The sequence below is a fragment of the Rhizobium leguminosarum genome (assembly GCF_004123835.1).
Taxonomy (GTDB): domain Bacteria; phylum Pseudomonadota; class Alphaproteobacteria; order Rhizobiales; family Rhizobiaceae; genus Rhizobium; species Rhizobium leguminosarum_M.
Genome location: NZ_MZMU01000002.1, coordinates 316,545 through 338,227, shown reverse-complemented (window position 1 = coordinate 338,227; position 21,683 = coordinate 316,545). Strand labels below are relative to the sequence as shown.

21 protein-coding genes are annotated in these 21,683 nt (G+C 61.1%); 10 read left to right on the top strand and 11 right to left on the bottom strand.

Features of this window, described 5'->3' with window-relative positions:
• The first annotated feature begins 9 nt into the window (after positions 1-9).
• Positions 10-924, top strand: coding sequence for an SMP-30/gluconolactonase/LRE family protein (locus tag B5P46_RS03020; protein WP_129417403.1), 915 nt, complete (start codon positions 10-12; stop codon positions 922-924).
• Positions 925-1,013: 89 nt separating this feature from the next.
• Here B5P46_RS03020 and B5P46_RS03015 read toward each other — a convergent pair whose 3' ends face one another.
• Together B5P46_RS03015 and B5P46_RS03010 are read right to left on the bottom strand one after the other, a co-directional pair.
• Positions 1,014-2,645: a GMC family oxidoreductase gene (locus B5P46_RS03015; protein ID WP_129417402.1), complete on the bottom strand. Its 1,632-nt coding sequence runs from the start codon at positions 2,643-2,645 to the stop codon at positions 1,014-1,016.
• Between the two features lie 169 nt (positions 2,646-2,814).
• Entirely contained in the window at positions 2,815-3,609 is a 795-nt protein-coding gene (locus B5P46_RS03010; RefSeq protein WP_129417401.1) for an alpha/beta fold hydrolase, read from the bottom strand.
• 148 nt (positions 3,610-3,757) lie between these two features.
• Here B5P46_RS03010 and B5P46_RS03005 point away from each other — a divergent pair, with 148 nt between their 5' ends.
• A complete protein-coding gene (locus B5P46_RS03005; RefSeq protein ID WP_129417400.1) occupies positions 3,758-4,225 on the top strand; it encodes a MarR family winged helix-turn-helix transcriptional regulator in 468 nt (155 codons plus the stop codon).
• A 21-nt stretch (positions 4,226-4,246) separates the two neighbouring features.
• Here B5P46_RS03005 and B5P46_RS03000 read toward each other — a convergent pair whose 3' ends face one another.
• Positions 4,247-5,026 carry an SDR family oxidoreductase gene (locus B5P46_RS03000; RefSeq protein ID WP_129417399.1) on the bottom strand — a complete coding sequence of 260 codons (780 nt, stop codon included), beginning with the start codon at positions 5,024-5,026 and terminating at the stop codon, positions 4,247-4,249.
• A complete protein-coding gene (locus tag B5P46_RS02995) occupies positions 5,026-5,346 on the bottom strand; it encodes a nuclear transport factor 2 family protein (RefSeq protein WP_129417398.1) in 321 nt (106 codons plus the stop codon). The genes B5P46_RS03000 and B5P46_RS02995 overlap by 1 nt, the downstream gene beginning before the upstream one ends.
• 94 nt (positions 5,347-5,440) lie before the next feature.
• Here B5P46_RS02995 and B5P46_RS02990 point away from each other — a divergent pair, with 94 nt between their 5' ends.
• Positions 5,441-6,343 (top strand): LysR family transcriptional regulator, encoded by a 903-nt coding sequence (locus B5P46_RS02990; protein WP_164986440.1) that lies wholly within the window; start codon positions 5,441-5,443, stop codon positions 6,341-6,343.
• Positions 6,344-6,416: 73 nt separating this feature from the next.
• Here the strand turns inward: B5P46_RS02990 and B5P46_RS02985 are convergent, their stop codons facing one another.
• A complete protein-coding gene (locus B5P46_RS02985; protein WP_129417396.1) occupies positions 6,417-7,643 on the bottom strand; it encodes an MFS transporter in 1,227 nt (408 codons plus the stop codon).
• 118 nt (positions 7,644-7,761) lie between these two features.
• Here B5P46_RS02985 and B5P46_RS02980 point away from each other — a divergent pair, with 118 nt between their 5' ends.
• Together B5P46_RS02980 and B5P46_RS02975 are read left to right on the top strand one after the other, a co-directional pair.
• Positions 7,762-8,352 carry a TetR/AcrR family transcriptional regulator gene (locus tag B5P46_RS02980; RefSeq protein ID WP_129417395.1) on the top strand — a complete coding sequence of 197 codons (591 nt, stop codon included), beginning with the start codon at positions 7,762-7,764 and terminating at the stop codon, positions 8,350-8,352.
• A gap of 193 nt (positions 8,353-8,545) precedes the next feature.
• Positions 8,546-9,883 carry an epoxide hydrolase family protein gene (locus B5P46_RS02975; RefSeq protein WP_129417394.1) on the top strand — a complete coding sequence of 446 codons (1,338 nt, stop codon included), beginning with the start codon at positions 8,546-8,548 and terminating at the stop codon, positions 9,881-9,883.
• Between the two features lie 124 nt (positions 9,884-10,007).
• On the opposite strand, the gene B5P46_RS02970 is transcribed toward B5P46_RS02975, so the two are convergent.
• The 5 genes from B5P46_RS02970 to paoA are packed head-to-tail and all read right to left on the bottom strand — an operon-like array spanning position 10,008 to position 15,394.
• A complete protein-coding gene (locus B5P46_RS02970) occupies positions 10,008-10,619 on the bottom strand; it encodes a nucleotidyltransferase family protein (protein WP_129417393.1) in 612 nt (203 codons plus the stop codon).
• Positions 10,612-11,541, bottom strand: a complete 930-nt coding sequence (locus B5P46_RS02965; RefSeq protein ID WP_129417392.1) for an XdhC family protein — start codon at positions 11,539-11,541, stop codon at positions 10,612-10,614. Before B5P46_RS02965 ends, B5P46_RS02970 begins: the two co-directional genes overlap by 8 nt.
• A 56-nt stretch (positions 11,542-11,597) precedes the next feature.
• Positions 11,598-13,796, bottom strand: a complete 2,199-nt coding sequence (paoC, locus tag B5P46_RS02960; protein WP_129417391.1) for an aldehyde oxidoreductase molybdenum-binding subunit PaoC — start codon at positions 13,794-13,796, stop codon at positions 11,598-11,600.
• Positions 13,797-13,799: 3 nt separating this feature from the next.
• Positions 13,800-14,750, bottom strand: coding sequence for an FAD binding domain-containing protein (locus tag B5P46_RS02955; protein WP_129417390.1), 951 nt, complete (start codon positions 14,748-14,750; stop codon positions 13,800-13,802).
• Entirely contained in the window at positions 14,747-15,394 is a 648-nt protein-coding gene (paoA, locus tag B5P46_RS02950) for an aldehyde dehydrogenase iron-sulfur subunit PaoA (RefSeq protein ID WP_206735300.1), read from the bottom strand. Before paoA ends, B5P46_RS02955 begins: the two co-directional genes overlap by 4 nt.
• 211 nt (positions 15,395-15,605) lie before the next feature.
• Here paoA and B5P46_RS02945 point away from each other — a divergent pair, with 211 nt between their 5' ends.
• Complete coding sequence (locus tag B5P46_RS02945) at positions 15,606-16,472, top strand: creatininase family protein (RefSeq protein WP_206735299.1); 867 nt, start codon at positions 15,606-15,608, stop codon at positions 16,470-16,472.
• Here B5P46_RS02945 and B5P46_RS02940 read toward each other — a convergent pair.
• Positions 16,435-17,424 (bottom strand): LysR family transcriptional regulator, encoded by a 990-nt coding sequence (locus B5P46_RS02940; protein WP_129417387.1) that lies wholly within the window; start codon positions 17,422-17,424, stop codon positions 16,435-16,437. The two genes, B5P46_RS02945 and B5P46_RS02940, sit on opposite strands and share 38 nt — an antisense overlap.
• Before the next feature lie 183 nt (positions 17,425-17,607).
• Between B5P46_RS02940 and B5P46_RS02935 the strand changes: the two genes are divergently transcribed.
• The 4 genes from B5P46_RS02935 (at position 17,608) to B5P46_RS02920 (ending at position 21,683) form a co-directional block, all read left to right on the top strand.
• Entirely contained in the window at positions 17,608-18,624 is a 1,017-nt protein-coding gene (locus B5P46_RS02935; protein WP_129417386.1) for an ABC transporter substrate-binding protein, read from the top strand.
• A 67-nt stretch (positions 18,625-18,691) separates the two neighbouring features.
• A complete protein-coding gene (locus B5P46_RS02930) occupies positions 18,692-19,516 on the top strand; it encodes an ABC transporter ATP-binding protein (RefSeq protein ID WP_129417385.1) in 825 nt (274 codons plus the stop codon).
• On the top strand, positions 19,516-20,370 hold the full coding sequence (locus tag B5P46_RS02925) for an ABC transporter permease (RefSeq protein ID WP_129417384.1): 855 nt from the start codon (positions 19,516-19,518) through the stop codon (positions 20,368-20,370). The genes B5P46_RS02930 and B5P46_RS02925 overlap by 1 nt, the downstream gene beginning before the upstream one ends.
• Positions 20,370-21,683 carry a cytosine deaminase gene (locus tag B5P46_RS02920; RefSeq protein ID WP_129417383.1) on the top strand — a complete coding sequence of 438 codons (1,314 nt, stop codon included), beginning with the start codon at positions 20,370-20,372 and terminating at the stop codon, positions 21,681-21,683. Before B5P46_RS02925 ends, B5P46_RS02920 begins: the two co-directional genes overlap by 1 nt.

Here is a 21,683-nt window from a genome sequence, read left to right as displayed (position 1 = left end):
AAGACCGCCATGGCCGAGGCCAGCATTTACGAAATCCACGACCCGCGCTTCCGGCAGATGATCGTAACCAGCGCCGGTCTCGACGAACTCTATTCCGGCTGCCGCTGGGCGGAGGGTCCCGTCTGGTTCAACGATGCGAACCAGCTGCTCTGGAGCGATATTCCCAACCAGCGCATGCTGCGATGGACGCCTGAGAGCGGCGTCTCCGTCTATCGCCAACCGTCCAATTTCACCAACGGCCATACGCGCGACCGGCAGGGACGGCTGATCTCCTGCGAGCATGGTCCGCGCCGCGTCACCCGCACCGAGGTTGACGGCTCGATCACCGTGCTCGCCGACCGTTTCGAGGGAGCCAGGCTCAATTCGCCGAACGACGTGGTGGTGAAATCAGACGGCACGATCTGGTTCACCGATCCCACCTACGGCATCGTGTCGGACTATGAAGGCTATCGCGCCGAACCGGAGCAGCCGACCCGCAACGTCTACCGGCTCGATCCAACGAGCGGCGAGCTTGCGGCTGTCGTCACGGATTTCACTCAGCCGAACGGTCTCGCCTTTTCTCCCGACGAGACAATCCTCTATGTGGCGGATTCGGCCGCCAGCCATGACGAAAGCCTGCCGCGTCACATCCGCGCTTTCGACGTGGTCGATGGCAACAGGCTGACGAACGGCCGCGTCTTTTGCCTCATCGACAACGGCATTCCCGACGGCATCCGCACAGACGTGAACGGAAACCTCTGGTCGAGCGCGGCCGATGGCGTGCATTGCTTCGACCCGACCGGCAAACTGGTCGGCAAGATCCGCGTACCGCAGACCGTCGCCAACCTCACCTTCGGCGGCCCCCAACGCAACCGGCTGTTCATTGCGGCGACGCGGTCGGTTTATTCGGTCTATGTCGCGGTGAGTGGGGCGCAGGTGCCGTGAGGTTGGTCGCGTTGAACCAGTACAAACCCGTTGCTAAAAAAGCTCGGCGGCCCACGCATGCGCCGCCGAGCTCCACATAAATCTCTTCATCATATGAGCTGATTGAACCCTCCGCTCGAGTCCGTAAGGCCATGCATTTCCCGGATCAGATCGGCCGCCCGCTCTCCGATGACAACACAAGGCGCCATCGTGTTGCCGGTGGTGATGCGAGGCATGATCGAAGAGTCTGCGATGCGAAGGCCATCAATACCATACACTTTGAGCTTGTTATCGACCACCGACATGCTGTCTCGTCCCATCTTGGCTGTGCAGGATTGATGCCAATAGGTGACGGCCGAACGCCGTATAAAGTCGATCGTCCCCGATCGGTCGCGCGCACCCGGAGCAGTCTCGGTCGTTACCAAGGGCTTGAAAGCGTCGCTATTTCCCAATTCCCGGCATAGCTCCACCGCTGCCAGGGCAGCAGCCATGTCTTCTGGTTCACTCAAAGAGTTGGGTTCGATCAGGATGGGATCGTTTGTATCCGGCCCGGAAAGCCGTAGTCGGCCACGGCTTTGCGGTTGGGCGAGACCGTTAAACATCGTCCAGCCATGTTCGGGCGTTTCGAGACCCGTCTCGATCGGCGATGGCACTGCGAACTCCAACTGGCACTGAAGAATGTCCGGCTGGGCAAGACGCGAGTCGCTCTTCCAATATAGTTTTGCTTCGCAGCCGCTACCACCGATTGCTTCAGGTTTTCGATATGCCCAGGTGCAGCCGAATGCGAGGTGATCCTGATGATTGCGACCGACACCAGGTAAGTGCTGAACGACAGGAATGCCATGAGCGTGTAACTCGTCTTCCGGGCCTATACCCGACTGCATCAAAACTTTCGGCGTGTTGATCGCGCCAAGCGATAGCACCGTCTCGCAACGCACCGTGAACCGACGTCGCTGACCATTGACAAGAACGTAGACCCCGATCACGCGCTTGCCGTCGAAGATGAGACGTGTGACCAGCGCATCGGTCAGCACCGTAAGGTTCGGCCGCGACAGGAGGGGACGAACATAGGATCCGAATATCGATTCGCGCTTGCCATCCCGGATCCGCAGTTCAGCGATCGATGCCCCTCCTGGCCCCTCCATCATTTCACCGTTCGGGCTATCGTAGACGGGAATGCCGATAGTGGATGCCGCACGCAACAGGGCCTCTGCGATCGGTTGGGGCGCCTGCGGCTGCGCTACGTAGGCCGGTCCTCCCACGCCGCGACGCGTTGGGTCCGGAGCGCCGCGCCAGTCTTCGATCCGGCGATAGTAGCCGAGGATCGACTGGTAGCCCCACGCGTCATCGCCGGCTTCAGCGGCAAAGTGGTCCCAATCTCCCCTGTGTCCTCTGGCCCACACCATGACATTGATGCTCGAACCGCCACCGAGCCCCTTGCCCATGCTGAGAGGAAGACGTCGACCATCTAGGCCGGGGGTCGGTTGTCCAACAAAGCCCCAGTCCCGGCTCGATCCGAGATTGAGCGGCCACTGCGCAGGGTTCGTAACGGTCTCGGCCGCATCGTCCCCACCCGCCTCGAGCAGCAGAACGCTCGCGTTCCCATCCTCTGCCAGTCGCGCAGCGACAACGGAGCCGCTGGACCCGGCGCCGCAGACGATGAAGTCGAAAACATCACCGACCTCGCGCTGAGGAATGGGCGGATTTTCGGGTGCATTTTGGTCATGACTATTCAGCTTCACGTGATTACCTCGGTGAATGAATTCAAAGAAATTGTGAAAGTGCTGGGGATCTCACGGCGAAGGCGCGCAATAGTTCTAATTCAGCGATCGTGCCGCTACCGCGCCTGGTTCGAGTGCCCTGCTCAGCGTCATCGGGACAGTGAAGACTGTCCCGATGACGCAGCGTCCATCATTGCTTCTTCGCCGAGACAGCCTTGGCGGCCTCATCAATGGTATCCGCCACGACTTTCGGCTGCGTCATGAACAGGGCGTGGCTCGCAGACACCTTGGTGATTTTCGCCTTGATGCGCTCTGCCATGTGGATCAACATGGACTGGTCGAATGCCTTATCCTCGGTGGCGATGACGGCCCAGCTCGGCTTGATGCGCCAGGCAGCATTTTCGAGCTTCGTGCCGAACGCCGACATGTTGATCGGGACCTGTGCGTCTCTCATCAACGCAACATCGGCATCGCTGACGTCATGAGCGAACCCGGCCTTGAACTTTTCCGGGCTGACATATCCGAAACCATCCTTCGTGGTCTCGATGACGAATTCCGATCGGGGAGCAAATCCTTCGTATTGCTGAGCCGTCGTCTCGCCGGCATCCGGGGAGAGAGCAGAGACATAAACGAGGCCTGCGACCTTTGTATCGATGCCAGCTTCCGTGATGACCGTGCCGCCCCAGGAATGTCCGACGAGAATGACCGGACCGTCCTGCCGCTCAAGCGCACGTTTGGTGGCGGCGACATCGTCTTCGAGCGAGGTCAGCGGGTTCTGCACGATGGTGACGCGATAGCCGCGCTTCGTGAGAATGTCGTGGACACCCTTCCAGCCCGAGCCATCAGCAAAAGCGCCATGGACAAGCACAACGTTTTTAACGGACTGGTTCTGTGGGATGGTGTCGGCGGCGTTCGTCGGCAGTGCGGCAGACAATGCGGCGGCAGCTGCGATTGCAGCAACGGTAGTCGTGGTCTTGCTTGTCATGGCCTTTTCTTTCTTTTGTGTTATTGCGATAACTATTATCGCGATATATGTAAGCTGCCAGATCCCAATCCCTGCGTCAAGATAATTCTTATCGCGATATTGGTTTTCGCCGTAACCGGGGTTATATGGATGTGGACAGGAGCTTAGAATGACCAAACGCCACAACGATCCACCGCCATTGCACGACCAATTGTGCTACGCGATTTACACCGCCGGCATCGCCGTCCAGCGTGCCTACAAGCCCCTTCTCGACGAGTTGAGTCTGACTTACCCGCAGTATCTCGTGCTCAACGTGCTGTGGAGCGAAGATGGGCAAACGGTGGGCGCAATTGCCAACGCCCTTGCTTTGGAATCCAGCACGCTGACGCCGCTTCTGAAGCGCCTCGAGGCATCCGGCCTGCTGCGCAGGACCAGAAACCTAAACAACGAGCGGCAAGTGATGATCGCGTTGACCGAAGAAGGCCGCGCCTTGCAGCACAAGGCAGGTTGTCTCAGCGACACTTTGCTTGCAGCCTCGACCCAAACACCGCAGGAGTTGGCCGCGCTGAACCGCGACGTACGGCATCTCCGCAACGCAATCTATTCCCAAATCGGCGGGTGGGAAGCACCCGCCTGATCTGCACGTGCATGGCAGCGCCTATGCAGTGGGCACCGTCCCCCCATCAATCGTGTATTCGCTACCGGTGATCGAAGCAGCGCGGTCGGAGGCGAGGAATGCGATCAGATTTGCAACCTCTTCCGGTTTGGCCGGACGACCGAGCGGAATGCCGCCAAGCCCATCCATGATGATCTTTTTGCCGCCTTCAAGGTCAGTTCCGGCCTGCTTCGCCAGGCGCTCAGCAAGGCGAACGGAGGCTTCCGTTTCGATCCAGCCCGGCGACACCCGAACGACCCGAACACCTTTAGGCGCCACTTCCTTCGACATCGCCTTGCTGTAGGTGGAAAGTGCTGCCTTGGCTGCAGCATAGGCGGTCGTCGATTCTGGAAGCGGCAGCACCCTCTGTATGGAAGTGACATGCACGACCACGCCGCTCCCTTGGGCGACCATGTCCGGGACGAGCAGCCGATCCAGTCGAACAGCTGGAAACAGATTGAGAGACAGCTCCTTTTGCCATTCGTCGTCTGTTAAAGCGGAAAATCCACCGCCGGCCGCTGACGAACCGCCGAGCATGTGCACAATGAGATCAACGCCGCCGAGACGTTGGTACGCGGCATCCGCGACGATTGCACAGCCTTCCTCGGTGGTCAGGTCCGCTTCAACGAACAATTCATCCGGCAAGGCTTCCGGACGCGCCCGCGCTGTCGTCAGCACCTTCGCGCCGAGTTCCCGAAACAAACTGACGGTCGCAGCGCCGGCGCCCTTGGTCCCAGCCGTAATGAGGATGCGTTTGCCTTCCAAATTGAGAAAGTCAGTCATTATTGGATCTCCAGGCTGACGATCTTGCCGTCTTTGATGGCAAAGTCGTAGGCGAGGGTCACCGGGCTACCGGGAAACTGGCCGCTCACCTTGGCTCGGATGAGCGCCTTGTCACCGTCGACCGTGCATTCCAAAGGTTCAGCAACGTACTGAGCCGCCTTCTTCGCAGCCACCCACCATTCTCGGATTGCGGCGACGCCTTGATGGCGCGCTCCTTCGTCTTCGACGACGGCTTCGACCGCAAAGGTGTCCAGCAGCGCCTCCGCGTCATTGCGACGGTCTGCTTCAAAGTACGTGTTTACGATACCGGGCATATTCATTGTGTTCTCCTCATAACCTAACCGATACTTATCCCTCGACCATTGCATAAATAAGTGGGATAAACCGGCATGCGATGATGCACAGGTCGGGACAATGGAGCTAGCCAGCCTGAAGGAACTTGAAGCGGCCATTGCAATTGCTAGGCGCGGGACTTTTCGAGCAGCGGCCATTGATCTCGGCATGTCCACGACCGCGTTGAGCCACACGATAAGCAGGCTCGAGGCGGGACTTGGCGTGCGGTTGTTCAACCGCACCACCCGCAGTGTGTCGCTGACGGACGCCGGCCGGTTGTTTGTGCAGCAGGTCGCGCCCTCGCTTCAGGATCTCCATGCTGCTCTGGATCTGGTACGCTCCCATCGCGAGACTCCTTCCGGAACAATACGGATCAACGCAGCGCCGTTTGCGGCGCGCGCCATCATCTCACCGCTCGTGCTGGAGTTCCTGCGCCGCTATCCGGACATGAATGTCGATATCGTTACCGAGGGGAAAATGGTCGATATCGTCAAGGAGGGGTTCGATCTGGGCGTCAGGGTTGAAGGCCTCGTTCCCAGCGACATGATTGCCGTTTCGCTCGGGCGGCCTCAACGACACGCTGTCGTCGGGTCTCCTGAGTATTTCAAGAAGCACGGTAGGCCTATGGTGCCTTCGGATCTTCTCAATCACAGATGCATCCGCGTGCGGCTGCCTGACGGCTCCTTGTTTCGATGGCGGTTCGAAAAAGACGGCGAGCCGGTGCAGATAGACGTGCGGGGGCCAATCGCACTCGATGAGGCCAGCCTTACGCGGACTGCCGTGCTCGAAAGCGCCGGCGTGGGCTACCTCTTTGAACAGGACATTCTCTCGGACATAGAGGCGGGGCGCGTTGTTCGTGTTCTGGAAGATTGGACACCGCCGTATCCGGGGCTATGCCTATACTATCCTGGACGCCGAAATCTGTCGGCTGGCATCAGAGCATTCCTCGACTTAGCTCGTGAGTTCTCCCGAAAAGCGGCTTAACCCACTGCCTTCGCCTTGAACGGTTTCGAACCGTTGGCCGGTGAACCCACCTTCCTGTCTACCGCCCGCCCTGCTACTGAGCCGGCTCCAGCATCGCGCAATCTTCCCCGCCGGTGCACTCGCCCGAGAGGGTGCGCTGACCGAGGGCAATGATAAGGACGGTCGCGGCCCCGGCCGCCGCAGACACCCAGAATCCGCTCTGGGGACCGTAGCTATCGACGACCCAGCCCGAGACGAAGGCGCCGAGCGCCATACCGATGCCGATGCCGGTCATCACCCAGGTGACGCCCTCCGTCAGCACCGATTCCGGCACGCGACGCTCAATCAGTCCGAAGGCAGTTATAAAGGTCGGCGAGATCGCGATGCCGCTGACGAAGACGGCGATAGCAAGCAGGGTTACCGAGCTGCTGGCGACGAGCAGCGGCAGCGAGGTCAGTGCGAGGGCTGCAACAGCGATCAGCAACTGACGGTGCAAGGGAATGCGCAGATTAAGCGCGCCGAGGGTCAAACCCACTAGGAAGGAACCGAGGGCATAGACACCGATGACCAGGCTTGCCGCATTCGGTTGACCAAGCTCCTTGGTGATGGCGACAACACTCACTTCAGCGGTTGCGAAGATCGCGCCGACGAAGATCAGCGCGAGCGTGATGATCTGCACCGGACGCTGGCGGATCGCGGAGCCAACCGAAGCCGCGCCGGCGACATGACGCACCTTCGGCTCGGTGCCGCGCTGCACGATGAAGGCGGCCGTCCCGAGCGCCAGAAAAGCTGTGCTCACCATCATGCCGGCTTCCGGGAATAGGGCCACGGCCAGCCCGACCGACAGCGAGGCGCCGGCGATATAGACCAGTTCGTCCGCGGCACTTTCGAACGCGAAGGCCGTGTTGAGCTCGGGCCGGTTGCGAAAGAGTTCCGTCCAGCGCGCCCGCATCAGCGCCGGAATGCTCGGCATGGCTGCCGCGAGGAAGGCTGAGGCGAACAGCGTCCACACCGGCCAGTTCTGGTTGGTCGCGGTGATCAGCGCGATGAATGCCAGCACCGATACGATAGTTGTGGGAACGACGACTGCCGTCTGGCCCAGCCGGTCGACCGCTCTCGAAATCTGCGGCGAGATCACCGCATTGGTGAGCGCATAGGTCGCCGACACGGCGCCTGCCAGCCAATATTCGCCATGTGCCTGGGAGAGCATGGCGACGATGCCGATCGGCGCCATGGCGATGGGAAGGCGTGCGAAAAAGCCGGCTGCGGAGAAGCCCTTGGCCCCAGGTGCCGCGAATATCTGTTTATACGGATTTGACATGGGACGATCCTTCCAGTTATCGAATAGAACACTTATATACGGAGCGTATGTGTTTAGATAATGCATACGTCCCGTATGTCAACGAAAAAGATACGCGGCGTATGCCAATGGAGAAGCAATGCGCAAACCGCGCCAGGAGATGATCGCAGAGACCCGCGGCAAACTTATCGCAGCCGGGCGGCGTGCCTTTGGCGCGATCGGCTATGCGGAAGCCTCGATGGACGATTTCACCGGCGAAGCGGGACTGACGCGCGGGGCCCTCTATCACCATTTCGGTGACAAGAGGGGCCTGCTCCAGGCCGTCATCATGGAAATCGACGCGGAAATGACTGAACGGCTGAACGAGGTCTCGGCCGCCGCTCCTACGCGCTGGCAGGGCTTTGTCGATGAGTGCTCCGCTTATATCGAAATGGCGCTTGAGCCCGAAATCCAGCGCATCATGTTTCGCGATGGCCCGGCCGTACTCGGCGATATCTCGCAATGGCAGAACACCCCCGGCTGTATCGCCGCCCTCTCCCGCAGCCTCGACCGTCTCAAGGTCGATGGCGAGATCATCGACATCGACACCGAAACCGCCGCTCGCCTCATCAATGGCGCCAGCAGCCACATGGCGCTTTGGATCGCCAATGCCGAGAATCCGGGGGCGGTTTCGAAGCGGGCGGTTGCGGGATTCAAGGCTATGCTGGGCAGCCTCCGCAGGCAGCAATGAGGTGTTTGATTTCCTGTTCAGGCGCCGTGGGACCAAGTCGGTCCTCGACGATCGCGTTCCGGCCCCTCTGTAGCCGCCACTCCACACTCTGATACGTTTTTGGCATTTCTTGAAACATGCCAGATACGCAGACCCGTCAGACATCACTCCGTCACGAAATGTCGCCCTGGGCGACAAGAACATGGAGTGCCTCATGAAGAAGTTTGACAATATTCTCGCCCGGCGCCGGCTTGCCCGCGGAGCAATGGTGATGGCGGTTGGACCAATGTTACTGTTCCCAGCCGGTTACCTTGTGCCAGCGAGTGCCGCCGACGTCACATCGGATGGGCCGGCGACGCCGATCGAGGCCGACGAAACGATCCGCCCGTTCCAGATCCACGTTCCGCAGTCACAGCTTGACGACCTGCGCAAGCGTATTGCCGAAACGCGTTGGCCAGACAAGGAGACGGTGAGCGACGCCTCGCAAGGCATTCAGCTTTCGCGCGTCCAGGATCTGGTCCGTTACTGGGGCACTGATTACGACTGGCGCAAAGCCGAGGCTAAGCTCAATGCACTTCCGGAATTCATCACGACGATCGACGGGGTCGATATCCAGTTTATTCATGTACGATCGCGTCATCCCAACGCCCTTCCGGTCATTCTGACCCATGGTTGGCCGGGTTCGACCTTCGAGTTCATCAAGGCGATCGGCCCTCTTACAGATCCGACTGCTTATGGCGGAAAAGCGGAGGACGCATTTGATGTCGTCATCCCTTCCATACCCGGCTACGGCTTTTCGGGTAAGCCGACGGAACTTGGCTGGGGTCCCGACCGCGTCGCGCGAGCATGGGATATCCTAATGAAACGGCTCGGCTACGCGCACTACGTTTCCCAGGGTGGCGACCATGGTTCCGTTATCTCCGACGCGCTGGCGCGCCAGGCACCCAAGGGCTTGCTTGGTATCCATCTCAATATGCCGGCGACCATTCCTGGCCACCTCACCAAGGCGATCAACAGTGGAGACCCGGCTCCTGAGGGGCTCTCGGCGCCCGAGCGGGAAGCCTATGAATCGTTGAGCACCTTCTTCGGCCGGAATGCGGCGTATGGGGCCATGATGGTGACGCGTCCGCAGACGATCGGCTACTCGCTTTCCGACTCGCCGTCCGGTCTGGCTGCCTGGATCTACGAAAAATTTGCTCAATGGAGCGACAGCGAGGGCATTCCCGAGCGTGTTTTTTCCAAGGACGAAATGCTGAATGACATCACATTGTACTGGCTGACCAACACTGGCGCATCCTCGTCGCGGTTCTATTGGGAAAACAACAACAACAACTTCAGCTCAGACGCGCAGAAGACCAAAGAGATCAAGATCCCGGTAGCAATCAGCGTGTTCCCAAAGGAGATCTACCAGGCGCCGGAGAGTTGGAGCAAGAAGGCCTACCCGACGCTGCATTACTACCACCGTGTCGATATGGGCGGTCACTTCGCCGCCTGGGAACAGCCCCAGCTTTTCGCTGAGGAACTGCGAGAGGCATTCAGGTCGGTGCGTTGATGACATCGGCTGCAGAATGACGGCTTGGCAAATCCGCGGCTGAGAGTGGCGAATTCAAAGCCGCGGAGAATCCAGCTCGAACTGTTTCATCAAATCATCCTCATCTCACTGTATTTTCCTGGGGTCAGTTCAATGCGCCACCGGCCGCCAATACCTCGTCCGGCGTATCGACATCGAGCAAGGCTGCGTCGCCAACATCGACATCGAGCACGGGCAAGCCTGATGCCGTGACGATATCGCGCGCGCCGACATCGCCTCCAAGTCTGAGGATTGCCTGATTGAGAGAATGGGGCAGGATAACGGGATTGCCCGGCTTGCCGCGTGAGACGGCGCGCACGACGGCCTTGCCGTCCACGTTGCGAAATGCGGAAATCAGGGCATCGAGATGCGTCGTGGAAATGCCGGGCATATCGGCGAGCATGACGAGAATGCCGTCGGCGCTGTCAGCGTCCATCGATGAGAATCCTGCGATGAGCGAGCTCGCCATGCCGCTGGCGTAATCGGGATTATCGATGAAAGTCAGAGCAAGCCCATCGAGCGCGGCCTCGATCTCGCTCCTGCGATGGCCCGTGACGACAATAACGGACGCTGCATCCGCACCGAGCGCGGTCAATGCTGACCGCCGCACGAGCGGTACGCCGTCGAACTCGGCCAGCAGCTTGTGCTTCCCACCCTCACCCATCCGGCTTGCCTTGCCGGCAGCGAGAATGACGATCGCGACTGACGCCTTACGCATAAGCCACCAGTCTTGCCGCGGCGATATCAGCCAGAACCGACAGGGCGAGCGAGGTCGCATCCCGCGTCGGGCCGAACATCCCGATGGGCGCCTTGATACGACCGATGTCGTCGCGTCTGAAACCCATGACTGTCAACCGCTCGACACGTCGACGATGCGTCCGGGTGCTGCCGAGCGCGCCGATGTAGAACCCAGGCGAGTGAAGTGCGGTCTCGAGAATGGCGGCTTCGGCGTCGAGGTCATGATGCAGGAGCACGACGGCTGTGAAGGGATCGATGGTGTCGGCTGCGACCCTGCCCCCCTCGCCCTGTCTCCCGACGATCACGTCGTAACCGGAAGCTTCGGCCAGTCGTGCGACGGCCTGCGCTTCGATCGTCTGGCCGGAAAGGACGACGCGCGTGCTGGGGCGGTAGACGCTCAGGAAATCTCGATCGAGCCAGCACGCCCGTGGCAGTGGGTCCACCGGCTCGAGCGTCTGATGTTCTGGCGAATAGGCAAGGCCGGCTGCCTGCCGCCGCTCGAGACGCTCCAGGACATGCCGCAAAGCTCCGACATCTTTCAGGACGTGGATTGCAACTGAGATTCCGCCGCCGCAGGGAAGGACGATGTCGAAGAAGGGAGAGCCGTCGCCGAACTTGACCGTGCGGTCCCGTCCTTCCGCCATTGCCAGAAGCGCTTCGGAAGCGACGGCGGCCTCGACGCATCCGCCGGAGACATACCCGCAGAACCGCCCGTCTGCGGCAACCGCCATATGAGCGCCAAGCGCGCGCGCGGCCCCGCCCCGGATTTCGACGAGGGTGGCAAGTGCCGCCGCGCCAAGACCATGGGCGTCTATCGCGAAGCGAAGCAGTTCCGCAGGATCGTCGGTGGACGAGGCCCTGACGGGAATTGGCGCCGTGATGGGCGCAAGTGTCTGATCCATTGGAAATCCTACAGGAAAGCGACGGCGGTCCGGTTTCGAGACCGCCGTCGAGATCATCAGGCCACGTCCGGCAAACCGCCGATGAGCTTGTCAAGCGTCAGCGGATAGTGCCGAACCCTGACGCCGGTTGCGTTGTAGACGGCGTTAGCAATCGCGGCGGCGACGCCGCAAAGGCCGAGCTCGCCGACGCCCTTCGCCTTCATCGGCGACGACATCGGATCGGTCTCGTCCATGAAGATCACCTCCTGGTGCGGAATGTCGGCATGCACCGCCACTTCGTAGCTGGCGAGATCGTGGTTGACGAAGAAGCCGCGGCGGGTGTCGACCGCCAATTCCTCGGACAGCGCGCCGCCGGCCCCCATCGTCATCGCGCCGATGACCTGGCTGCGGGCGGTGATCGGGTTGAGGATCCGACCTGCCGCGCAGACTGCGAGCATCCTGCGAATGCGGCTTTCTCCTGTGGCAATGTCGACGCCAACCTCCACGAAGTGCGCTCCGAATGTCGATTGCTGATGCGTTTCGGTAAGCTCACCCCACTTGATGGTATCTTCGCCGACAAGACCATCCGGACCGGCGGCCTCGGCAAGAGGCACCGAACGATTGCCCGAGCGGACCTCGCCATTCTCGAAGACGATGTCTTCGGAGTTGAAGCCGAGCTTCTTGGCAATGGCCTCACGCAGCTTGACACAGGCTGCATAGACACCGGACGTGGAAGAGTTCGCACCGAACTGTCCGCCGGAACCCGCAGAAACCGGAAAACGCGAGTCGCCGAGTTGGACGGCGACCTTGTCGATCGTAACTCCCATCATCTCGGCGGCCGTCTGGGCGATGATCGTGTAGCTGCCCGTCCCGATGTCGGTCATGTCGGTTTCGACCGTCACGACGCCTTCCCGGTCGAGCTTTACCCGCGCTCCGGAGGGAAGGACGAGGTTGTTGCGGAAGGCGACGGCGACGCCCATGCCGACCAGCCAGTTGCCGTCTCGCCTGGAACCCGGCCTTCCTCTTTCACGCCAGCCAAACCGCTCCGCACCGAGCGTGAGGCAGCCGATGAGATTGCGCTGGGAAAAAGGCCGCTGCGGCTTCTCCGGATCGACCTGGGTGTCGTTGACGATCCGAAACTGCACAGGATCGATCCCAACTTTTTCCGCAATCTCGTCGATGGCGATTTCGAGCGCCATCAGTCCAGGGGCTTCGCCCGGAGCGCGCATGGCATTGCCCTCCGGGAGGTTGAGCGTCGCCAGCCGCATCGTGGTCATGCGGTTTGCACCCGCATAGAGGAGCCGCGTTTGGTTGACGGCGGTCTCCAGTCCGCCGCCCGGAAGGTCGCCGGACCAGCTTTCGTGGGCAATGGCGGTGATCTTGCCGTCACGCTCAGTTCCAATGCGGATCCGCTGGATCGTTGCCGGCCGGTGGGTGGTGTTGTTCATCATGAACGGGCGGGGCAAGGCGACTTTGACGGGCCGCTTTACCGCACGCGCGCCGACAACGGCCAGCACGGCATCCGCCCGCAGGAACAGCTTGCCGCCGAAGCCGCCGCCGATGAAGGGCGACATGAGGTGGATCTTCTCCTTGTCGATGTCGAGCGTCGTGGCAAGGTCGGAGCGCCACCAGTCGATCATCTGGCTGGAGGTCCAGACGGTCACTTCGTCGCCGTTCCAGGCTGCGATCGATGCGTGCGGCTCCATCATCGCATGCGACTGGTCGGGTGTCGTGTAAGACGCGTCAACAGTGACGGGAGCTGATCTGAAGGCAGCCTCGAAGTCGCCGACCGCGGTATCGGGCTGTTGCGAATCATCCGGCTTGACGGCTGAATCCTTTGCCTGGCCGAGGTCGAATGCACCCTTTTCTTCGGTATAGTCGACCTTGACCAGGGAGGCTGCGGCGCGCGCCTGCTCGAAGGTCTCGGCGACGACGACCGCGATTGCCTGGTGATAGTGCTGAACCTCGTCGCCACCGAAAAGCTTGGCGGTGTTGAACTTGCCCTTCTTCCGCTCGCCGATGTCGAGCGTCGTCACAACGGCAAGCACACCCGGAGCCTTTTTGGCGGCGGAAACGTCCATGGACGTGATGCGGCCCTTGGCGATGGCCGCGCCGACCGGATAACCATAGGCGTAGCGCATATTCGGATCGTGCCACTCATAGGCGTACATCGCGCGGCCGGTCGTCTTGAGCTGACCGTCGATGCGGTGGATCGGCTGGCCGACGATCTTCAGATTGTCGATCGGGTTGGTTGTCGCTGGCGTATCGAACTGCATGGCTCAACCCCTTGCTTCGGCAATGACCGCGCCGAGCGTGCGCTCGACGAGGTCCACCTTGAAACGGTTCTGTTCGGTCGGACGGGCGTCGGCAAGAAGGACGCCTGCCGCCGCCCGCGCGCCCTTCGGCAGCTCGGCTTCGGCTGCCTCGATGCGCCATGGCTTATGGGCGATGCCGCCGACGGCGACACGTCCTGTGCCATCCGGCTGGATCACGGCTCCGATCGAGACGAGTGCGAAGGCGTAGGAGGCGCGGTCTCGCACCTTGCGATAGATGTGCTTGCCGCCGATCGGGGGCGGCAGCAGGACCGCCGTGATGAACTCGCCGCGCTCGAGAACGGTTTCGATATCAGGCGTGTCGCCGGGCAACCGATGAAAGTCGGCGATCGCAATCGCGCGACGACTGCCGTCGGCCTTGACCGTTTCCACAACAGCATCAAGCGCCCGCATGGCGATCGCCATGTCACTCGGATGAGTGGCGATACAAGCTTCGCTGGTGCCTACGACGGCATGCTGGCGGCTGAAGCCGCCGATGGCGGAACAGCCGCTGCCCGGCTGCCGCTTGTTGCACGGCTGGTTCGGATCATAGAAATAGGGACAGCGCGTGCGCTGCAGAAGATTGCCGGCCGTCGTCGCCTTGTTGCGCAGTTGCCCGGAGGCGCCCGCGACAAGCGCCCTGGAGATCAGGCCGTAGTCGCGGCGAACGGTTTCGTGAGCTGCAAGATCGGTGTTGCGGACCAGGGCGCCGATGCGTAGCCCACCCTCCGGCGTGGGTTCGATCTTGTCGAGGCCGACACCGTTGACATCGATCAGATGCGTTGGCGTTTCGATCTCGAGCTTCATCAGGTCGAGGAGGTTGGTGCCGCCGGCGATGAACTTGGTTTCAGGATTTGAGGCGGCTGCTTTGGCCGCAGCCTCGACAGATGAGGCACGTTCATAGGTGAAGGCTCTCATGCTTTAATCCCCGCGACTTCCGAAATGGCATCGACAATGTTGGAATAGGCGCCGCATCGACAGATATTGCCGCTCATGCGTTCGCGGATCTCGGCCGCAGTGACGGCCGCCTCGGCCGTAAGATCGCCGGTGACGTGGCTCGGTATGTTCGCCTTGATCTCCTCGAGCACCGCCACGGAGGAACAGATCTGTCCCGGCGTGCAGTAGCCGCACTGGAAGCCGTCATGCTTGACGAAGGCCGCCTGCATCGGATGAAGGTTTTCAGGCTGGCCGAGGCCCTCGATCGTGGTGATGTGATCGCCTTCGTGCATGACCGCCAGCGTCAGGCAGGAATTGATGCGGTGGCCGTCGACCATGACGGTGCATGCACCGCATTGGCCGTGGTCGCATCCCTTCTTCGTGCCTGTGAGATGCAGGTGCTCGCGCAACGCGTCGAGCAGCGACGTTCTGTTGTCGACCTCGAGATCGCGCTTCTCACCGTTAACCGCGAAGGAAACTTTGGATGTATAGGCCATGTCATTTCCTGGGGACTGTGCCGCCGCGGGCGCGACGGCTCCGGTGACCGCAATCGTTGCGGCCGACGAGATAAGTAGATCTCGACGGGAAAGTTCCAGTTGTATCTGGCTTGGCATGAACTGTTCCACTTTGCTCGTTGGACATGGGCGCGCGTCAACGCCGTCTGCTGAGGTAGTGCAACTCCGCCGCCTGATTAGACCCCTTCCGTTGCATACGGTTATCGATCTGGCTCATGAATTCCCCGAGCCACTACTTCAATGACGTTGCCTTGGACCCGGAAGCGTCGCCGGAGTAACGCCCGACGATGCGCGCGAAAAAAAGCAGCGCCATGCGCAAAAAATGATGCTTTTCGGGCTCATCATTATTCCCTACTCCCTATCGAAGCAGGTGACGAAAGGGGAAGACCGCATGCCCAGGCCGTTTTACTGGAACGAGCTCAATACATATGATTTTGCCGGCCTCTCCCCCGAGACCACGATTGCCGTTCTGCCCATCGCCTCGACGGAACAGCACGGCCCGCATCTGCCGATCGCAACGGATGTCGCCATCGCGACCGGCATGCTGGCGGAGCTGAAGAGGCAGCGGCCGGAGGATCTGGACATGCTGGTCCTTCCGACACAGGAGATCGGCAAGGCCAACGAACACATCCACGGCCCCGGCACGCTGTCGCTCAGTGCCGAGCTGCTCATCCCCGTCTGGACGGCGATTGGCGCAAAGGTTGCCGAAGCCGGCGTGCGGAAGATGGTGATCGTCAATTCCCACGGCGGCAATGTCGACATCATGAGCATCGTCGCGCGCGAACTGCGCGTGCGCCATCAAATGGCAGTGGTCTCCACGCAATGGGGCCGTTTCGGTCATCCGGAAGGCATGGTCAGCGATCACGAGAGCAAATACGGCATCCACGGCGGCGATGTCGAGACGTCATTGATGCTGCACTTCCGCCCCGAGCTGGTGCGGATGGACAAGGCTCAAAACTTCGCCTCGAAGGCCGAAAGGATGCGGGAGCAATCCAAATATCTTCAGCCTCTGCCGCCGCATTCGCTGGCCTGGATCGCGCACGACCTCAATCCCCTCGGCGTGGTCGGCGATGCCTCGATCGCCACAGCCGAAAAGGGCGAGGCGATCTGCCGCCATCAGGTCAAGGGGTTCGTCGAGCTGCTCCAGGATCTCAAGGCCTATCCGCTTTCGAATCTCTATGTGAAATAGGTTCAGCCACGGGTTTCACATCCGGTGGGATATGACCCTTGGCCTGCAATTCCTGCACCAGGCCGAGCAGTTCGGCGAGCAGATATTCGACGAAAAGGCTGGTGGCCGCGTCGAGGGGCGCGCGGGCGCGCGCAAACAGCTTCATCTGCTGGTAACGTGCATGCGGCTCGGCGATCGGCCGGAAGACGAGCTCACCGCGCCGGCATTCGGTGATGACGTCGAGCGGATTGAGCAGCGTCAGCCCGGTGCCGCATTTGACGAGCTGCTTCAGCATCTCCGATGCATTGGTTTCCAGCACCGGCTCGACCGAGATGGGCAGGCGCGCAAAAGCAAGGTTGATCACTTCGCGCAGGCTGGTGCCCGGCTGCGCCAGAACCAGTTTTTCCTGGGTGACATCGGCGAGGTTGATCGGCCCGGGACCAATCAGGTGATGCCCCGGCGGCAGCACGACACCGATCGGGATATCGAAATTTCCGAGCGTGCGGATGCCGGGCGTGGCGGGGATGTTGAAGCCGAGACCGATATCCACTTCGCCTGATACAACGGGGCTGGCCGTCGTGCCGCCGGTATCGTTGCGCAGCTGGACGAAGACGCGCGGATGCTCTGAAAGAAAGCGCGCGATGATTTCGGGCAGCGGCCCGGCGGCAAGCCCAACGGTCGTCACCATGCGTACCTTGCCCGCCTGCTGCATCTTGAGGCTGCGGATGCGCCCCTCCAGGCGCTCGTAATTCTTCAGCACGTCGCGAATATGCTCGATGCAGAGTTCGCCGGCAGCCGTCAGCCGCAAGCCACGCGGCAGCCGCTCGAAAAGCGGCGCCCCGATCTCCTCCTCCAGCGCCAAAATCTGCCTGTTGACCGCCGAAGACGCAACATTGAGGCGCGCCGCCGCCTTGCGGATCGAACCGCAACGGGCGATCTCGTTGATGTAAAGAAGGCGTCTGGAGTGCAGCATGGTCTCTCCGATGCATAAATTTTGCGCAGGGCGCACAAATTATCTTCAGCTTTCCGACAGATGCCGAAAAGGCATCAATGCGCACGAATTTTGATGCTTTTCAAAGCGCATGGCAATGGCTCAAATTCCCTCAAAAGGAGGCCGACCAAGGCCTCCCTCGGTCAAAAAGGGGAACTGCCGACCATGTTGAAAGCACAGACGAAGATGCAATTTCTGAGCTGCCTCGGCCTTGCCTCGATGCTTGCCGCCGCCTCGCCGGCGCTTGCCCTCGATAAGGTGAGCTACGGGACGAACTGGCTTGCCCAGGCGGAACATGGCGGCTTCTACCAAGCCGTTGCCGACGGTACCTATGCAAAATACGGCCTCGACGTCACCATCGTCCAGGGCGGCCCGAATGCTGCAAACAGCGCGCTGCTGATCTCCGGCAAGCTCGATTTCTACATGGGCGGTCCTCAGGGAGAAATATCCGCCGTCGAGCAGGGCATTCCGCTGGTCGATGTGGCCGCGATCTTCCAAAAGGATCCACAGGTACTGATCGCCCATCCGGATAACGGCGTCGACAAGTTCGAGGATCTCGCCAAGCTGAAAACGCTGTTCCTCAGCAAGGACGGCTACCTCACCTATTTCGAATGGATGAAAGCCAACTTCAAAGGCTTCAAGGACGAGCAGTACAAGCCCTATAACTTCAGTCCCGCCCCCTTCCTCGCAGACAAGGAGTCTGCCCAGCAGGGATACCTGACCTCCGAACCCTACGAGATCCAGAAGCAGGCAGGCTTCGAGCCAAAGGTCTTCCTGCTCGCCGACAACGGCTACTCACCCTATTCGACGATGATCACGACAACGCAGGCGATGATCGATGGCAAGCCCGATGTCGTGCAGCGCTTTGTCGATGCCTCGATCGAGGGCTGGTACAATTACCTCTACGGCGACAACACCAAGGCGAACGCGCTGATCAAGAAGGACAATCCTGAAATAACGGACGGCCAGATCGCCTATTCGGTCACCAAGATGAAGGAATACGGCATCATCGAATCCGGCGACAGCCTGGACAAGGGCATCGGCTGCATCACCGACGCCCATTACAAGAAGTTCTTCGACGAGATGACCGCTATCAAGGTCTTCAAGACCGACACCGACTATACCAAGGCCTTCACGACGAAGTTCGTCTGCAAGGGCACCGGAATGGCGCTGAAGAAATAAGCCTCCCAGGCCAGGTCCGCCGCTCGTCTGGCGGCGGACCGCACTCCTTCGATAAATGAGCGAGAAAATGTCCCTAGCCGAAACCAAGGCGGCGCCTTCCAAGGAGGCGAGAAAGCGGCCACTGGTCGTCATGCAGTCGGTGTCGAAGGTCTTTTCCAGCGGCACGACAGCGCTTTCGGGCATGTCGCTGACGGTCGAAAGCGGCGAATTCATCAGCCTGCTTGGCCCCTCCGGCTGCGGCAAGTCCACGGCGCTGCGCATCATCGCAGGCCTTGGCGACATCACCGCGGGCAAGATCGACTGGCCAAGTTCACGCATCAATTCGAAGGGCCTGCCTGAAGGCGATATCGGCTTCGTCTTCCAGGAGCCGACGCTGATGCCGTGGAAGACCGTTTTCGGCAACGTCTACCTGCCGCTGAAACTGCGCGGGATCTCCAAGGCGGAAGCCCGCGACCGGATCACCGAAGCGCTGGCGACCGTCAATCTTCAGGATTTCGCCGATGCCTATCCGCGCGAACTCTCCGGGGGCATGAAGATGCGCGTGTCGATCGCCCGCGCGCTGGTGACAGAGCCGAAGCTGCTGCTGATGGACGAGCCTTTTGCCGCGCTCGACGAGATCACCCGCCAGAAGCTCAACGACGACGTACTGCGGCTGTGGAAGACGACCGGGATTACGGTGATCTTCGTGACGCATTCGGTCTTCGAATCCGCTTATCTCTCGAACCGGATCGTGGTGATGAAGGCGAGACCCGGCCGCGTGCATGCCGATTTTCCGCTGACCACCAGCCTCGAGCGGGATTCGCATTATCGAACCTCGGAACAATATCGGCAGGCCTGCGAAAAGGCGTCCCGTTCGCTGATCGAGGCGATGGGCGGATCGGAGGAGCACTGATGAGCGTCGAAAGCATCGAAGCCGCCGAAGCCGTATCCCCGCCCGCCTCCCAACCGGCGAACGCCCGGCGGCGTGAGCTGGCGCTGCGCATCGCCGTGCCTTTCCTGGTCATCACCGTGCTCATCATCGCTTGGGAGCTTTACGTGGTGCTCTCGGGCGTTCCGCCATACATTCTGCCCGGTCCCGGCGCGGTGGCCGCTGCCTTCGTCAATGATTGGGGCACGCTTGCGCCGGCCCTCTGGGTCACGACCAAGATCACCTTCATCTCGCTGATGCTGGCGCTGATTGGCGGCGTGGGGTTTGCAATCTTCCTGGTGCAATCGCGCTGGATCGAGATCGCCTTCTATCCGCTCGCCGTTATCCTGCAGGTGACGCCGATCGTGGCGATCTCGCCGCTGATCCTGATCTACGCTCCCTCCACGCAGGTCGCGCTGCTCATCTGCGCCTTCCTCGTCGCATTCTTCCCGATCCTTTCGAACATGGTGCAGGGCCTGAAGAGCGTCGACCATAACCTCATCAACCTCTTCGAGCTCTATGGTGCCTCGCGCTGGCAGACGCTGATCCATCTGAAGATCCCGGCCGCCCAGCCCTATTTCATGACCGGTCTTCGCATCGGTGGCGGGCTTGCGCTGATCGCCGCCGTCGTCGCTGAATTTGCCGCGGGCTCCGCTGGTGCCGGCTCCGGCCTCGCCTTCCGCCTGCTGGAAGCGCAGTACCGGATGAACATCCCGCGGCTCTTCGCGGCGCTGTTGATGCTCTCCATGCTTGGCGTAGCGATCTTCGGCCTCACCACCCTCATTGCCTGGCTGAGCCTTCACCGCTGGCATGAAAGCAGCATCAAACGGGAAAACTGATGACCTATTCCTTCATATCCCCGCCAAATGCGGCCCGCTTCGTGCTGAGCAATGCGACAGTGCCCGCCATCACCGTCGAACATGTCGGCGTGCCGGTCACGGAAGGACTGGCCACGGTCGATATCGTCATCAGCGACGGCATGATTGCCGCCATCCGGCCGGCCGGCGCCGCACCCGCCGATTATGCCAGGATCGATCTCAAGGACGGCATGGTCTGGCCGTGTTTTGCCGATATCCATACCCATCTCGACAAGGGCCATATCTGGCCGCGCCAGGCCAATCCCGACGGCAGCTTCATGGGCGCGCTCGATGCCGTCAGGGCCGACCGTGAAGCCAACTGGTCGGCAGCAGACGTCAAGCGGCGGATGGAATTCTCGCTCCGCTCCGCCTATGCCCATGGCACCAGCCTGATCCGCACGCACCTGGATTCGCTTGCGCCGCAGCATCGCATCTCCTTCGAGGTCTTTGCCGAAATCCGGGATGCCTGGAAAGACAGGATCGCACTGCAGGCGGTCGCCCTCTTCCCGCTGGATGCCATGGCAGACAGCGCCTTCTTTACCGATCTCGTCACAACAATCCGGCAGAGCGGCGGCCTGCTTGGCGGCGTCACACGGATGGGGCCGGAGCTTGTCTGGCAGCTCGACACGCTCTTCAGGACTGCCGCGGAGCATGGCCTAAATATCGATCTGCATGTCGACGAGACGGATGACCGCGGCGCCGAGACGCTGAAGGCAATTGCCGAGGCCGTGCTGCGCAACGGGTTCGGGGGCAAGGTGACCGCCGGCCATTGCTGCTCGCTCGCCCGCCAGGACGAAGACACCGCCGCGCGCACCGTCGAATTGGTCGCCAAGGCAGGGATCGCGGTCATCGCGCTGCCGATGTGCAACATGTATCTGCAGGACCGCCATCCCGACCGCACCCCGCGCTGGCGCGGCGTCACGCTATTCAAGGAATTGGCCGCCGCCGGCGTCGCGACTGCGGTCGCATCCGACAATACTCGTGACCCCTTCTATGCTTATGGTGATCTCGATCCGGTCGAGGTCTTCCGTGAGGCCGTCCGGATCCTGCATCTCGACCATCCGCTCGATACCGCCGCCCGTGTCGTCACCACCTCGCCCGCCGCCATCGTCGGACGACCGGACAAGGGCCGTATCGCCGCCGGCGATCCGGCCGATCTCGTGCTCTTCAGCGCGCGGCGCTGGAGTGAATTCCTGTCCCGTCCTCAGGCTGACCGCGTCGTGCTTCGCCGCGGCAAGGTAATCGACCGCAGCCTGCCGGATTACCGTGAACTCGATAGCGTCGTTGGAGCCTGA